The sequence below is a fragment of the Streptomyces sp. R11 genome (assembly GCF_041051905.1).
GTDB lineage: Bacteria > Actinomycetota > Actinomycetes > Streptomycetales > Streptomycetaceae > Streptomyces.
Genome location: NZ_CP163432.1, coordinates 6,969,261 through 6,983,640, shown reverse-complemented (window position 1 = coordinate 6,983,640; position 14,380 = coordinate 6,969,261). Strand labels below are relative to the sequence as shown.

Genomic DNA, 14,380 nt, shown 5'->3' with positions numbered 1-14,380 from the left:
CCTTCCGCATCGGTTCATCCGCCCCTGCTCCTTCTCCGGAGGTATCCCGTGTCGACCCCACCCGACGGCGCCCGCCCGGACGCCTCCCCGCCGGCCGTGGTCAAGGCCGCCGACCTGCTGGCTGAGGCCGCCCGCACCGGGACCGCCTGCCCTCCGGTGCGTGACCTGATCGGCGCCGGCGCCGATCTGGAGACCGCGTACGCCGTGCAGCAGCTCAACGTGCGGCGCGGGCTGGACGCCGGCCGCCGGATCGTCGGCCGCAAGATCGGCCTGACCTCCGTCACCGTCCAGCGCCAACTCGGTGTCGACCGGCCCGACTTCGGCGCGCTGTTCGCGGACATGGCCGTACTGGACGGCGGCGAGGTGCCCGCCGGGCGGCTGCTCCAGCCGAAGGTGGAGGCCGAGGTGGCGCTCGTCCTCGGGCGGGACCTGCCGCACCCGGCGTGCACGGTCGTCGACGTCCTGCGCGCGGTCGACTTCGCGCTGCCCGCGCTGGAGATCGTCGACAGCCGGGTGCGGGGCTGGGACATCTCCCTGGTCGACACCGTCGCCGACAACGCCTCCTGCGGCCTGTACGTCCTGGGCGCAACTCCCGTACCGCTCACCGCCGTCGACCTGCGGACGGTGACGATGACCATGACGCGGGGCGGCGAAACCGTCTCCGAGGGCATCGGCGCCGACTGTCTCGGCAGCCCCCTCAACGCGGCCGTGTGGCTGGCCTCCGCGCTCGCCGAGCGGGGCGATCCGCTGCGCGCGGGCGACCTGGTGCTGACCGGCGCGCTCGGCCCGATGACGCCCGCCGCGCCGGGCGACGTGTTCGAGGCCCGTGTCTCCGGGCTGGGTTCCGTGCGGGTCCGCTTCGCCAGGGACGGGGGCGAGCTGTGAGCACGAAGGTCGCCGTCATCGGCTCCGGCAACATCGGAACCGACCTCATGATCAAGATTCTGCGGCTGTCGGAGTCGCTGGAGATCGCCGCGCTGGCCGGGATCGACCCGGACTCCGACGGCCTGGCCCGCGCCCGCCGCCTCAAGGTCGCCACGACCCACGAGGGCGTCGAAGGGCTGGTCGCGCTGGACGAGTTCGCCGATGTGGAGATCGTCTTCGACGCGACCTCGGCCGGCGCCCACCGTCACCACGACGACGTACTGCGCCCCCTGGGCCGCACCCTGGTCGACCTCACCCCGGCCGCCCTCGGCCCGTACGTCGTACCGCCGGTCAACGGCGACGCCCACCTCGACGCCCCGAACGTCAACATGGTCACCTGCGGCGGCCAGGCCACCATCCCGGTCGTCGCCGCCGTGGGCGCCGTCACGCCGGTCCACTACGGCGAGATCGTCGCGTCCATCGCCTCCCGCTCGGCCGGCCCCGGCACCCGCGCCAACATCGACGAGTTCACCGAGACCACCTCCCGGGCCGTCGAGCGGGTCGGCGGCGCCGCGCGCGGCAAGGCGATCATCGTGCTCAACCCGGCCGAACCGCCCCTGATCATGCGGGACACCGTGCACTGCCTGGTCTCCGACTGCGCGACGGAGGCGGTCACCGCGTCGGTCGAGGAGATGGTCGGGCGGGTGCAGACGTACGTCCCCGGCTACCGGCTCAAGCAGAAGGTGCAGTTCGAGCGGGTGCCGTCCGACGACCCGCTGCGCACCCTCGCCCCCGGCGCCGGCGAAACGCTGAAGGTGTCCGTCTTCCTGGAGGTCGAGGGCGCCGCGCACTGTCTCCCGGCCTACGCCGGGAACCTCGACATCATGACCTCGGCCGCGCTGCGCACCGCGGAACGCATGGCCGCCCTCCCCCACTCTCGGCTTCGCTCGAGCGGGGGGACCCCCATCGCCACGGAGGTGGCCTCCCGATGACCCGGCTGTACGTCCAGGACGTGACCCTCAGGGACGGCATGCACGCCGTCCGGCACCGCTACACCGTCGACCAGGCCCGCGCCGTCGCCGCCGCGCTGGACGCCGCCGGGGTCGCCGCGATCGAGGTCGCCCACGGCGACGGCCTCGCCGGCTCCAGCATCAACTACGGCGTCGGCGCCCACACCGACTGGGAGTGGATCGAGGCCGTGGTGGACGCCACCGAGCACGCGGTGCCCACGACGCTGCTGCTGCCCGGCATCGGCACCCTGCACGACCTCAGGCAGGCACACGCCCTGGGCATCCGCAGCGTCCGCGTCGCCACGCACTGCACCGAGGCCGACATCTCCGCTCAACACATCGCGGCCGCGCGGGAGTTGGGCATGGACGTCGCCGGGTTCCTGATGATGTCCCACATGGCCGAGCCGGCCGAACTGGCCCGCCAGGCCCAGCTGATGCAGTCGTACGGCGCCCACTGCGTCTACGTCACCGACTCCGGCGGCCGCCTCACCATGGACGGCGTCCGTGACCGCTTCCGCGCCTATCGCGACGTCCTCGACCCGGCGACCGAGCTGGGCATCCACGCCCACCACAACCTCGCCCTGGGTGTCGCCAACACCGTCGTCGCCGTCGAGAGCGGCGTGACCCGGGTGGACGCCTCGCTCGCCGGGCAGGGGGCGGGCGCCGGCAACTGTCCGTTGGAGGCGTTCGTCGCGGTCGCCGACCTGATGGGCTGGGAGCACGGTTGCGACCTGTTCCCCCTGATGGACGCGGCCGACGATCTCGTACGTCCCCTGCAGGACCGCCAGGTGCGGGTGGACCGCGAGACCCTCAGCCTCGGCTACGCGGGCGTGTACTCCAGCTTCCTGCGGCACGCCGAGGCCGCCGCCGCCCGCCACGGTCTGGACACCCGCAGCATCCTCGTCGAGGCCGGCCGGCGCGGGATGGTCGGTGGCCAGGAGGACATGATCACCGACATCGCGCTGGACCTGGTCGCCCGCGCCTGAGCAACGCGACCGCGCCCCTTCCGGTCGGCCGGAAGGGGCGCGGTCCACGGGGACGACGGGAGGCCGTGCAGCCGTCACGCCTTGGGCTTCGACAGGGTGATGTCCTTCTTCACCACCGCGTGGAAGTGCGGCAGGGGCAGGCCGCCCAGGCCGTCCACGGGGCGCAGCTCCACGACGGTGACCTCGACGTTCGCCTTGCCGTGCTTGAGGGTGGCGTCCGCGGGGGCCTTGCTCTTGTTCTCCCAGCGGTGCTGCTTGCCGTCGCACTCGGCGAGGGTGCCGCCGATGGCGTACCGGGTGGTGGAGTCCTTCTGTCCGATGGAGGCGCTCACGAACGTGGGCCCCGTGCTGTCGATGCAGCGGTAGGTGCCGGACACGGTGATGGTGCCGTCCGCGGCCATGGGGCTCTTGGCGCCGACGGTGACGGTCTCCTCGGGTTCGGTGGGAGCGTCGGAGTCGGCGGGCGCCGAGGGCGCGGCGAGCAGCAGGAACAGCGCGGCGCCGGCGGCGGTGGCGAGAGCGGGGCGCAGGGGCATGGGATGACCTCCCGGTGGGCGGAGTGGGGGCCTCCACTGGTACCCGGCGGGTGTGCCCTTGGGCGTGACCGTCACCCCTTCGGTGGCGAGTCCGCTGCGACCTTCGTGGATCGGTCAGAGAGTTGTCCGCGTGTTGTCACGGTTCACAGCACGCCGTTCCGATGAGTTCGCGACGGGAGCATGGTCTACCCATATGGACGACGCATACGGTTCGTCCGCCCGATGTGGAGGTGCGCCATGTGTTCCTACCAGCCTTCGTGCCCTTCCTCCGACGACCGCACCGCACATGTGGTGGCCGCCCGCCCCGAGCAGGGCTGGAGCCTCCTGTGTGACGGCGCCATCGTCTTCGACGACAGCGGCGAGCTGCTGCCCGACGGCCGCGTGGTCGCCCCGCACCGGGTGCCGGCCGAGCGCCTCGCGATGGCCGCGTGAGCGGCACGGCCTACGGCAGTACCGCGAACCCGTCCAGTTCCACCATGGCCTCCTCGTCCCAGAGGCGCACGACCTCGACGACCGCCATCGCCGGATAGTCCCGTCCCGCCAACCGGCGCCAGATTCGGCCGAGTTCGGCGACCTGGGCACGATACGCCGCCACGTCCGTGGCATAGACGGTGACCCGCGCGAGGTCGGCCGGGGTGCCGCCGGCCGCCGCCAGCGCGTCCAGCAGATTGGTGAGCGCCCGCTCGAACTGCTCCGGCAACGTCTCCCCCACCACCTTGCCGTCGGTGTCGAGCGCGGTCTGCCCGGCCAGGAACACGACCCGGGATCCGGTGGCGACGACCGCGTGGGAGAAGCCGGCGGGCGGGGACAGATCGGGCGGGTTGACACGCTCGGTACTCACTGACCGGCCTCCATGTTCGCGAACAACTCCTTGGCGATGATGCCGCGTTGGACCTCGCTGGCGCCTTCGTAGACGCGCGGGGCACGCACCTCGCGGTAGAGGTGCTCGAGCAGATGGCCGCGGCGCAGGGCGCGGGCACCGTGCAACTGGACCGCCGTGTCGACGACATACTGCGCCGTCTCCGTCGCCAGCAGCTTCGCCATCGCCGCGCGCTTCGGGACGTCCGGGGCACCTTCGTCGTACGCCGTCGCCGCCGCGTACACCATCAGACGGGCCGCCTCGGTGCGCAGGGCCATCTCGGCCACCTGGTGGGCGACCGTCTGAAGGTCCTTCAACTTGCCGCCGAACGCGTCCCGTTGTGCGGTGTGGGCCAGCGTCGCGTCCAGCGCCGCCTGTGCCATGCCGACGGCGAAGGCACCGACGCTCGGCCGGAAGAGGTTGAGGGTGCCCATCGCGACCCGGAAGCCGCGGTCGTGCTCACCCAGGACGTCGTCGGCGGTGACGGGGACGGCGTCGAAGTCGAGGGCGCCGATGGGGTGCGGGGACAGCATGTCGAGGCCCGCTCCGGTGAGGCCGGGTCGTTCGGCGGGGACCAGGAAGGCGGTGACGCCACGGGCGCCGGCGCCGGGGGTGGTGCGGGCGAAGACGGTGTAGAAGTCGGCCTCGGGGGCGTTGGAGATCCAGCACTTCTCACCGGTGAGGCGCCAGCGGGCGGGGCCGTCGGGTTCGGCGGCGACCGAAGTGCCCGGCGCCTCCCCCGGCCCTCCCGGCCGCGAGGTGTCCCGTTCGGCGCGCAGCTCCAGCGCCGCCGCGTCCGACCCGGCGCCCGGCTCGCTCAGCGCGAAGGCGGCCACCGCGCTGCCCTCGGCCACCCGGGGCAGCCAGCGCTCCCGCTGGGCCGGGGTGCCGTAGGCGTGGACGGGATGCGCGCCCAGGCCCTGGAGGGCGAGTGCGGTCTCCGCCTCCGTGCAGGTGTAGGCGAGGGACTCGCGCATCAGGCACAGGTCGACCGCCCCGGCGCTGAACAGCCGCCCCAGCAGCCCCAGTTGACCTAGCTCGGCGACCAGCGCGCGATTGACGTGCCCGGGTTCGCCCTTCTCCGCGAGCGGGCTCAGCCGTTCGGCGGCCAGGGTGCGCAGCTCGGCACACCAGGCGGTTTGCGCCGGATCGAGCGAGAATGCGGGCATTGCCGACCTCCCTGCGGGGCCGTGCGCGACGGACCCTCTCGACGGACCTCCTCGACGATATCGCGCACCATTGACTGTCGTCACCAACACGATACGCTCCCTGTGCTGGGACCCGCACAGGGCCTGCAACAGGCCCCAGCCCACCACGACGCCCACAGGCAGCCCACAAGGCAAGGGGGCGAACCGCCATGGCCGGTCTGCACCGCTCCGCCCACGTCGACACCTTCGCCCGCGAGCATCTGCCACCGCCCGACCAGTGGCCCGAGCTCCGCTTCGACCTGCCGGGGCTGGACTACCCCGATCGGCTCAACGCCGCAGCCGAGTTGCTCGCCGGTCCGCCCGACGAGCACCCCGTGTTCCACACCCCGTCCGGCGACACATGGACGTACGGCACACTGCGTGCCCGCGTCGACCGGCTCGCGCATGTGCTCACCGGCGACCTCGGCGTCGTCCCGGGCAACCGGGTGCTGCTGCGCGGCCCGACCACGCCCTGGCTGGCCGCCTGCTGGCTGGCGGTGCTGAAGGCGGGCGCGGTCGCCGTCACCGTGCTGGCCCAGCAGCGGCCGCACGAGCTGAGGACCATGTGCGAGATAGCCGAGGTGCGGCACGCGCTGTGCGACATCCGCGCCGTCGACGACCTCGCCAAGGCCGAGATACCCGGGCTGCGGATCGCGACGTACGGCGGCGACGCCCCCGACGACCTGCTGCACCGCCCGGCGCCCGACACGCCGTACGCCGCCGCCGACACCGCGGCCGATGACGTGGCCCTCATCGCCTTCACCTCCGGCACCACCGGACGGCCCAAGGGCTGTATGCACTTCCACCGGGATGTGCTCGCGATAGCCGACACCTTCTCGGAACATGTGCTGCAACCACATGTGGGCGATGTCTTCGCCGGCAGTCCCCCACTCGGCTTCACCTTCGGCCTCGGCGGACTCGTGATCTTCCCGATGCGGGCCGGCGCCAGCTCCCTGCTCCTCGAACAGGCCGGCCCCAAGCAGTTGCTGCCCGCGATCGCCGAGCACCGGGTGTCCGTGCTGTTCACCGCGCCGACGGCGTACCGCGCGATGCTCGACGAACTCGACTCGCACGACGTCTCCTCACTGCGCCGCTGCGTCTCGGCGGGCGAGAACCTGCCCGCCGCCACCTGGCAGGCCTGGCAGGAGCGGACCGGGCTGCGCGTCATCAACGGCATCGGCGCCACCGAGCTGCTGCACATCTTCATCTCCGCGGCCGACGAGCACATCAGGCCCGGGACGACGGGGGTTCCGGTACCGGGGTGGCACGCGCGCGTGGTCGACCACGAGGGCCAGGAGATGCCCGACGGGGAGCCCGGGCTGCTCGCCGTGCGCGGACCCGTCGGCTGCCGCTATCTCGCCGATCCCCGGCAGCGCGAGTACGTGCGTCACGGCTGGAACATCACCGGCGACACCTACGTCCGGGAGAGTGACGGCTACTTCCGCTACGTCGCCCGCGCGGACGACATGATCATCTCGGCCGGTTACAACATCGCGGGCCCGGAGGTCGAAGAGGCGCTCCTGCGCCACCCCGACGTGCTGGAAGCGGCGGTCGTGGGGCGGCCCGACGAGGCGCGCGGACACGTCGTGGTGGCATACGCGGTGCTCAGGGAGGGTGCGCACCAGGACCCGGAGGCGCTCCGCACGTTCGTCAAGGCCGAGCTGGCGCCGTACAAGTGCCCGCGCGAGATCGTCTTCCTGGACGCGCTGCCGCGCACCGCGACCGGCAAGCTCCAGCGCTTCCGTTTGCGCGACGGTGGGGACCCGCCGGGTGACCAGCAGTGATCCGCACGACCTAAGATGATCAACGTGTCCGACCAGCATGCACCACGGTCTCTCATCGTCACGCTCTACGGCGCCTACGGCCGCTTCATGCCCGGCCCGGTGCCGGTCGCCGAGCTGATCAGACTGCTGGCCGCGGTCGGCGTGGACGCTCCTTCGGTACGTTCGTCGGTGTCGCGGCTCAAGCGGCGCGGGCTGCTGCTGCCGGCCCGCACGGCCCAGGGCGCGGCGGGCTACGAACTCTCCCCGGACGCCCGCCAGTTGCTCGACGACGGCGACCGGCGCATCTACGCCACCGCGCCGCCCGAGGACGAGGGCTGGGTGCTCGCGGTGTTCTCGGTGCCGGAGTCGGAGCGGCAGAAGCGCCATGTGCTGCGCTCCCGGCTGGCCGGCCTCGGCTACGGGACGGCCGCTCCGGGCGTGTGGATCGCGCCGGCGCGGCTCTACGAGGAGGCCCGGCACACCCTTCAGCGGCTGCGCCTGGAGGGGTACGTCGACTTCTTCCGCGGCGAGCATCTCGGCTTCACGCCGACCGCCGAGGCCGTCGCCCGCTGGTGGGACCTGGCCGCGATCGCCAAGGAGCACGACGCCTTCCTCGACCGCCACGCGGGGGTGCTGCACGACTGGGAGCAGCGGCAGGACACCTCACCCGAGGAGGCGTACCGCGACTATCTCCTCGCCCTGGACTCCTGGCGCCACCTCCCCTACACCGACCCCGGCCTGCCCGCCCGGCTGCTGCCGGCGGACTGGCCGGGCGCGCGCTCGGCCGCCGTCTTCCGGGGACTGCACGAGCGTCTTCGGGACGCGGGAGCGGTGTTCGCCGGTCTGTGACCTCGGGCGCACCATGAGCCACTAACGGAACCCTCAGGTTCCTCTGCGTCTCCTCTCAACTTTCTTACCTAGCGTCCATGGGGTCGTCGCGAGGTAGGACGCGGAGTGAGGGATGAGGACTGTTGCGCATGACCACCACGGCCCGAAAGGCAGGCCCAAGGGCTCAGGGGGCCACCGTCTGGCTCACCGGGCTGCCGAGCGCGGGCAAGACGACCATCGCCCGTCGGCTCGGTGACCGCCTGAAGGCCGAGGGACATCGCGTGGAGGTCCTCGACGGCGACGAGATCCGCCGCTTCCTCTCCGCGGGCCTCGGCTTCTCGCGGGCGGACCGGAACACCAACGTGCAACGCATCGGGCTGGTCTCGGAGGTGCTCGCACGCAACGGCGTGCTGTCCGTCGTCCCGGTCATCGCGCCGTACGCCGACAGCCGCGAGGCGGTGCGCAAGCGGCACGAGGCGAGCGGGACGCCGTACATCGAGGTGCATGTGGCCACTCCGGTGGAGGTGTGCGGCGAGCGGGACGTGAAGGGGCTGTACGCCCGGCAGGCCGCAGGGCAGCTGTCCGGGCTGACCGGCGTCGACGATCCGTACGAGCCGCCCGAGGACCCCTCCCTCGTCCTTCCCACACAGCTCCAGACGCCCCAGGAGTCGGTCGCCGCCGTCTACGCCGTACTGGCGGAGCGGGGGCTGGTGTGAGCGGGTTCGGTGTGAACGGGTTCGCCCTCTCCCACCTGGACGCGCTGGAGTCCGAGGCCGTCCACATCTTCCGTGAGGTGGCGGGAGAGTTCGAGCGGCCGGTGATCCTGTTCTCCGGCGGCAAGGACTCCATCGTCATGCTGCACCTGGCGCTGAAGGCGTTCGCTCCCGCGGCGATCCCGTTCACGCTGCTGCACGTCGACACCGGGCACAACTTCCCCGAGGTCATCGACTACCGGGACCGTGTGGTGGCCGCACATGGGCTCCGCCTCCATGTGGCCTCCGTACAGGACTACATCGACCGGGGTGTGTTGCGCGAACGGCCAGACGGGACACGGAATCCGCTGCAGACGGTGCCGCTGACGGAGAAGATCCAGAGCGAGAGGTTCGACGCGGTCTTCGGCGGCGGGCGCCGGGACGAGGAGAAGGCACGGGCCAAGGAACGGGTGTTCAGCCTGCGGGACGAGTTCTCGCAGTGGGACCCGCGCCGCCAGCGGCCCGAGCTGTGGAACCTCTACAACGGCCGCCACGCGCCCGGCGAACACGTCCGCGTCTTCCCGCTGTCCAACTGGACCGAGCTGGACGTGTGGCAGTACATCGCCCGCGAGGGCATCGAGCTGCCGGACATCTACTACGCCCATCGGCGTGAGGTGTTCCGGCGGAGCGGCATGTGGCTGACGGCGGGTGAGTGGGGCGGGGCCCGCGAGCACGAGGTCGTCGAGAAGCGTCAGGTCCGGTATCGCACGGTCGGCGACATGTCCTGCACCGGCGCGGTGGACTCCGACGCCGACACCATCGAGAAAGTGATCACCGAGATCGCCGCCTCCCGGCTGACCGAGCGCGGCGCGACCCGCGCCGACGACAAGCTGTCCGAGGCCGCGATGGAAGACCGTAAGCGCGAAGGGTACTTCTGAGCATGGCCGTGAACACGCTTCGGTTCGCCACCGCGGGGTCCGTCGACGACGGCAAGTCGACTCTCGTCGGACGCCTGTTGCACGACTCGAAAGCAGTCCTTGCCGACCAGCTGGAGGCCGTGGAGCACGCCTCCCGCAACCGCGGCCAGGACACCCCCGACCTCGCACTGCTCACCGACGGCCTGCGCGCCGAGCGCGAGCAGGGCATCACCATCGACGTGGCCTACCGCTACTTCGCCACCCCGCGGCGCCGGTTCATCGTCGCCGACACCCCGGGCCACGTGCAGTACACCCGCAACATGGTCACCGGCGCCTCCACCGCCGACCTGGCCATCATCCTCGTCGACGCCCGCAACGGCGTCGTCGCGCAGACCCGCCGGCACGCCGCCGTGGCCGCCCTGCTGCGGGTTCCCCATGCGGTCCTCGCCGTCAACAAGACGGACCTGGTCGGCTACGGGGAGCGGGCGTTCGACGCGATCGTCGAGGACTTCGCAGGCCACGCGGCCGAGTTGGGGCTGCCCGGCTTCACTCCGATCCCGGTCTCGGCACTCGTCGGGGACAACGTCGTGGAGCGCTCGGCCCACATGGACTGGTACGACGGCCCTGCGCTCCTGGAGTTCCTGGAGAACGTCCCGGTCGGCACCGATCCCGCCGACGCCCCTGCCCGCTTCCCGGTGCAGTACGTGATCCGCCACGGCGAGGTCCGGTACTGCGCGGGTCAGCTGGCCTCCGGGTCGCTGCGGGTCGGCGACCGGGTGACCGTGCACCCGTCCGGCGCGATGTCCGAGATCACCGGCATCGACGTACTCGGCCGGGACGTCGGCGTGGCGTACGCGCCGCAGTCGATCAGCGTGCGCCTCGCCGACCAGCGGGACGTCTCGCGCGGCGATCTGATCACCACGGGCGTCGATGTCCCGGCGCTCACCCGGGACGTCCGGGCGACCGCGTGCCACCTGGCCGACCACCCGCTGAGGGTCGGCGACCGGGTACTGGTCCGGCACACCACCCGAACCGTGAAGGCCGTTGTCAAGGACCTCGGTGGGGCAGCCGAGTTGAGGGCCAACGACCTGGGCCGGATCACCCTGCGCACCGCCGAGCCGCTCGTCCTCGACGATTACGCCGTCTCCCGGCGCACCGGCGCGTTCATCCTGATCGACCCGGCGGACGGCGCGACGCTGACCGCCGGTATGGCCGAGTTCAACTCCCCAGACTGAGCCGGGGTTTGGGCGCGTCCGTGCGCCCCGTCTGCGGACGGCGGCTGCCCGCCCGGTACGGCGCCGGCCAGACGACACCCGGGCCGTCGTAGTCCTGCTCGGCCGCCGCGTGCAGGGTCCAGTGCGGGTCGTAGAGGTGGGGGCGGGCGAGGGCGCACAGGTCCGTGCGGCCCGCCAGGATCAGGGAGTTGACGTCGTCCCAGGAGGAGATCGCACCCACCGCGATCACCGGCAGGCGAGTGGCATGGCGGATCCGGTCCGCGTACGGCGTCTGGTACGACCGCCCGTACTCCGGCTGCTCGTCGGCCACGACCTGTCCGGTCGACACGTCGATCGCGTCGGCGCCGTGCGCGGCGAAGGCGCGGGCGATCTCCACGGCGTCCTCGGCCGTGGTCCCACCCTCGGCCCAGTCCGTGGCGGAGATACGTACGGTCATGGGTCGTTCCTCCGGCCAGACGGCCCGGACGGCGTTGAAGACCTCGAGCGGGAAGCGGAGCCGTTTCTCCAGGGAGCCGCCGTAGGCGTCGGTGCGCTGGTTGGTCAGCGGGGACAGGAAGCCGGAGAGCAGGTAGCCGTGCGCGCAGTGGAGTTCGAGGAGGTCGAATCCGGCGCGGGCGGCGCGCCAGGCCGCTGCGGTGAACTGCTCGCGAATGTCGGTGAGTTGGGACCGGGTCACCTCGCGCGGGGTCTGGCTGTACTGCTTGTAGGGGAGCGGGGACGGGGCCACGAGCGGCCAGTTGCCGTCCTCCAGGGGCTCGTCGATGCCCTCCCACATGAGCCTGGTCGAGCCCTTGCGCCCGCTGTGGCCGAGCTGCACGCCGATCGCGGTGCCGGGTGCCTGTGCGTGCACGAACTGGACGATCCGCCGCCAGGCCTCGCCCTGCTTGCCGGTGTAGAGGCCGGTGCAGCCGGGGGTGATCCGGCCCTCCGGGCTGACGCACACCATCTCGGTCATCACCAGGCCGGCGCCGCCGAGGGCGCGGGCGCCGAGGTGGACGAGGTGGAAGTCGCCGGGGACGCCGTCGGTGGCCGAGTACATGTCCATCGGGGACACGACGACCCGGTTGCGCAGGGTCAGGCCGCGCAGTCGGAACGGGGTGAACATCGGGGGCGTGCCGGCCGGGCAGCCGAAGTCGCGCTCCACGGCCTCGGTGAAACCGGCGTCACGCAGGCGCAGGTTGTCGTGCGTGACGCGGCGGCTGCGGGTGAGGAGGTTGAAGGCGAACTGGCGCGGCGGCTGGTCGAGGTAGAGGCCGAGGTTCTCGAACCACTCCAGGCTGGCGCGTGCGGCGCGCTGCGTGGAGGCCACCACGGGCTTGCGCTCCTCCTCGTACGCCCTCAACGCGCCGGGGATGTCGGGCTGTTCCTCCAGGCAGGCGGCGAGCGCGAGGGCGTCCTCGACGGCCAGCTTGGTGCCGGAGCCGATGGAGAAGTGGGCGGTGTGGGCGGCGTCGCCGAGCAGGACGACGTTGTCGTGCGACCAGCGCTCGTTGACGACCGTGCGGAAGATGGTCCATGCCGACTTGTTGGACTTGAGGGACCGTCCGCCGAGGGCGTCCGCGAAGATCTTGGCGCAGCGGGCGGTCGACTCCTGCTCGTCGAGCTCGTCGAATCCGGCGGCTCGCCACACGTCCTCGTGCATCTCGACGATGACGGTGGAGGCATCGGGCGCGTAGGGGTAGCCGTGCAGCTGCATCACGCCGTGCTCGGTCTCGGCGATCTCGAAGCGGAAGGCGTCGAAGGCGAAGTCGGCGGCCAGCCAGATGTAGCGGCAGCGGTGGGTGGCCACATGGGGGCGGAACACATGGGCGTAGGCCTCGCGGGTGGTGCTGTTCACACCGTCTGCGGCGATGACGAGGTCGTACGTCTCTGCCAGCGAGGCCGGGTCCGGGGCCTCCGCGCGGAAGCGGAGCTCCACGCCGAGGGTGCGGCAGCGGTCGTGGAGGATCTCCAGGAGGCGCTTTCTGCCGAGTGCCGCGAAGCCGTGTCCTCCGGAGGTCTGGCGGGTGTTGCGGTGGACGATGTCGATGTCGTCCCAGCGGGTGAAGTGCGTCTGGAGCGCGGCGTAGACCGTGGGGTCGGCGTGTTCGATTCCGCCGAGGGTTTCGTCGGAGAGGACCACTCCGAAGCCGAAGGTGTCGTCGGGGGCGTTGCGTTCCCAGACGGTGATTTCTCGGGTGGGGTCGAGGCGTTTCAGCAACGCCGCCGCGTACAGCCCTCCCGGGCCTCCGCCGATGATCGCGACTCGTTGGGGGTGGTCATTCGATGTGGGCGGCTGCCCGTCCGATGTGGCTGGTCGCGCCCACGCGGCGGTAGCCGCAGATTCAGTACAGCCCCGCGCCCCTTTGGTCGGCACAGTCACCGCCCCCTCCATTTGGGCGGGCGCTTCTCCGTGAAGGCCGCGTGGAACTCCGCGTAGTCCTCTCCGTTCATCAGCAGGGCCTGCGTCGACGCGTCCATCTCCACCGATGCCGCCAGTGGCATGTCCAGCTCGGCCGTCAGCAGTGCCTTTGTCTGGGCGTACGCCAGGGCCGGGCCCTCGGCCAGGCGGCGGGCGAGTGCCTGTGCGGCCTCATCCGCGCTCCCCTCCTCCGCCAGTTCGCTGATCAGGCCGATGCGCTCGGCCTCCGGTGCCCGGACCGGTTCGCCCAGCATCAGCAGCCGGGTGGCGTGCCCGAGGCCGACGATCCGGGGCAGCAGGTACGCGGCGCCCATGTCACCGCCGGACAGGCCGACCCGGGTGAAGAGGAAGGCAAAGCGGGCGGTGGGGTCGGCGACCCGGAAGTCGGCCGCGAGTGCCAGTACCGCCCCGGCCCCGGCCGCCACCCCGTGCACCGCCGCGATCACCGGGAACGGGCACTCCCGTACCGCCCGCACGACCTGCCCGGTCATCCGGTTGAAGTCGAGGAGCTGGGCGGTGTCCATGGCCAGGGTCGCACCGATGATCTCGTCGACGTCGCCGCCGGAGCAGAAACCGCGGCCCTCGCCGGCCAGCACCAGAGCCCGCACCGCCCGCTCCCGGGACAGCTCGGCGAGCAGATCCCGCAGGTCGGCGTAGGCACCGAAGGTGAGCGCGTTGAGTTTCTCGGGGCGGGCGAGGGTGACGGTGGCGACGCCGTCGGCATGCTCGACCCGCAGATGTTTCCAGTCGGGGGTGCGGGCGGCGGAGCCGGTGAAGGGACTCATGACGTGCGGCCTCCTCGGGCGGACGGCGGGCACTGCCTCGCTGAGCTCTGCCCTCCGAGCTCTACCCTTCGAAGCTATCACCCAACTTTGACTGTCGTCACGAGCACGCAATAAGCCAACCGGGTGTGACCTTGCTCCGTCACATCCGTCACGGCTCGTCGACACCCCCGTAACGACGGGATCAACCGCGCGAGGGCGGCCGTTCACCTGGGTAAGTCGCCCAGCAGTCGGGGCCGAAGGTTCCGAACGGTGCCCTTCGGAGGCCCTTCACCGGGTGGCGCCGTACCATTCATAAGGTTGAAAGCAGGTCAGCCTGC

The 14,380-nt window shown here is 71.7% G+C and carries 14 protein-coding genes; 9 read left to right on the top strand and 5 right to left on the bottom strand.

Translation table 11 applies throughout. The annotated features are described in order from the left end of the window. The first annotated feature begins 48 nt into the window (after window positions 1-48). From AB5J55_RS32200 to dmpG, 3 genes are read left to right on the top strand one after another with little or no spacing between them, the layout of a single operon-like run. A complete protein-coding gene (locus AB5J55_RS32200) occupies window positions 49-885 on the top strand; it encodes a 2-keto-4-pentenoate hydratase (protein ID WP_369273967.1) in 837 nt (278 codons plus the stop codon). After that, a complete protein-coding gene (locus AB5J55_RS32195) occupies window positions 882-1,856 on the top strand; it encodes an acetaldehyde dehydrogenase (acetylating) (protein WP_369273966.1) in 975 nt (324 codons plus the stop codon). The genes AB5J55_RS32200 and AB5J55_RS32195 overlap by 4 nt, the downstream gene beginning before the upstream one ends. Beyond that, a complete protein-coding gene (dmpG, locus tag AB5J55_RS32190) occupies window positions 1,853-2,860 on the top strand; it encodes a 4-hydroxy-2-oxovalerate aldolase (protein WP_369273965.1) in 1,008 nt (335 codons plus the stop codon). The genes AB5J55_RS32195 and dmpG overlap by 4 nt, the downstream gene beginning before the upstream one ends. 74 nt (window positions 2,861-2,934) lie before the next feature. Here the strand turns inward: dmpG and AB5J55_RS32185 are convergent, their stop codons facing one another. Further along, the gene (locus AB5J55_RS32185; protein WP_369273964.1) at window positions 2,935-3,396 is read right to left on the bottom strand and encodes a DUF6299 family protein; all 462 of its coding nucleotides are present in this window, start codon (window positions 3,394-3,396) and stop codon (window positions 2,935-2,937) included. Window positions 3,397-3,633: 237 nt separating this feature from the next. Between AB5J55_RS32185 and AB5J55_RS32180 the strand changes: the two genes are divergently transcribed. Continuing rightward, window positions 3,634-3,828 (top strand): DUF5999 family protein, encoded by a 195-nt coding sequence (locus AB5J55_RS32180; protein WP_369273963.1) that lies wholly within the window; start codon window positions 3,634-3,636, stop codon window positions 3,826-3,828. A gap of 10 nt (window positions 3,829-3,838) precedes the next feature. Here AB5J55_RS32180 and AB5J55_RS32175 read toward each other — a convergent pair whose 3' ends face one another. Together AB5J55_RS32175 and AB5J55_RS32170 are read right to left on the bottom strand one after the other, a co-directional pair. Further along, on the bottom strand, window positions 3,839-4,237 hold the full coding sequence (locus tag AB5J55_RS32175) for a RidA family protein (protein ID WP_369273962.1): 399 nt from the start codon (window positions 4,235-4,237) through the stop codon (window positions 3,839-3,841). Then, window positions 4,234-5,424: an acyl-CoA dehydrogenase family protein gene (locus AB5J55_RS32170; protein WP_369273961.1), complete on the bottom strand. Its 1,191-nt coding sequence runs from the start codon at window positions 5,422-5,424 to the stop codon at window positions 4,234-4,236. Before AB5J55_RS32170 ends, AB5J55_RS32175 begins: the two co-directional genes overlap by 4 nt. Window positions 5,425-5,612: 188 nt before the next feature. Between AB5J55_RS32170 and AB5J55_RS32165 the strand changes: the two genes are divergently transcribed. From AB5J55_RS32165 to AB5J55_RS32145, 5 genes are all read left to right on the top strand, one after another. Continuing rightward, window positions 5,613-7,226 (top strand): AMP-binding protein, encoded by a 1,614-nt coding sequence (locus AB5J55_RS32165; protein ID WP_369273960.1) that lies wholly within the window; start codon window positions 5,613-5,615, stop codon window positions 7,224-7,226. 15 nt (window positions 7,227-7,241) lie between these two features. After that, window positions 7,242-8,054 carry a PaaX family transcriptional regulator C-terminal domain-containing protein gene (locus tag AB5J55_RS32160; protein WP_369273959.1) on the top strand — a complete coding sequence of 271 codons (813 nt, stop codon included), beginning with the start codon at window positions 7,242-7,244 and terminating at the stop codon, window positions 8,052-8,054. A 128-nt stretch (window positions 8,055-8,182) separates the two neighbouring features. Beyond that, window positions 8,183-8,749: an adenylyl-sulfate kinase gene (gene cysC / locus AB5J55_RS32155; RefSeq protein ID WP_369273958.1), complete on the top strand. Its 567-nt coding sequence runs from the start codon at window positions 8,183-8,185 to the stop codon at window positions 8,747-8,749. Continuing rightward, entirely contained in the window at window positions 8,746-9,663 is a 918-nt protein-coding gene (gene cysD, locus AB5J55_RS32150; protein WP_369273957.1) for a sulfate adenylyltransferase subunit CysD, read from the top strand. The genes cysC and cysD overlap by 4 nt, the downstream gene beginning before the upstream one ends. 2 nt (window positions 9,664-9,665) lie before the next feature. Continuing rightward, window positions 9,666-10,877, top strand: coding sequence for a sulfate adenylyltransferase subunit 1 (locus AB5J55_RS32145; protein ID WP_369273956.1), 1,212 nt, complete (start codon window positions 9,666-9,668; stop codon window positions 10,875-10,877). On the opposite strand, the gene AB5J55_RS32140 is transcribed toward AB5J55_RS32145, so the two are convergent. Then, window positions 10,861-13,251, bottom strand: coding sequence for a bifunctional salicylyl-CoA 5-hydroxylase/oxidoreductase (locus tag AB5J55_RS32140; RefSeq protein ID WP_369273955.1), 2,391 nt, complete (start codon window positions 13,249-13,251; stop codon window positions 10,861-10,863). The two genes, AB5J55_RS32145 and AB5J55_RS32140, sit on opposite strands and share 17 nt — an antisense overlap. Further along, window positions 13,236-14,063: an enoyl-CoA hydratase family protein gene (locus AB5J55_RS32135; RefSeq protein WP_369273954.1), complete on the bottom strand. Its 828-nt coding sequence runs from the start codon at window positions 14,061-14,063 to the stop codon at window positions 13,236-13,238. The genes AB5J55_RS32140 and AB5J55_RS32135 overlap by 16 nt, the downstream gene beginning before the upstream one ends. Between the last annotated feature and the right edge of the window lie 317 nt (window positions 14,064-14,380).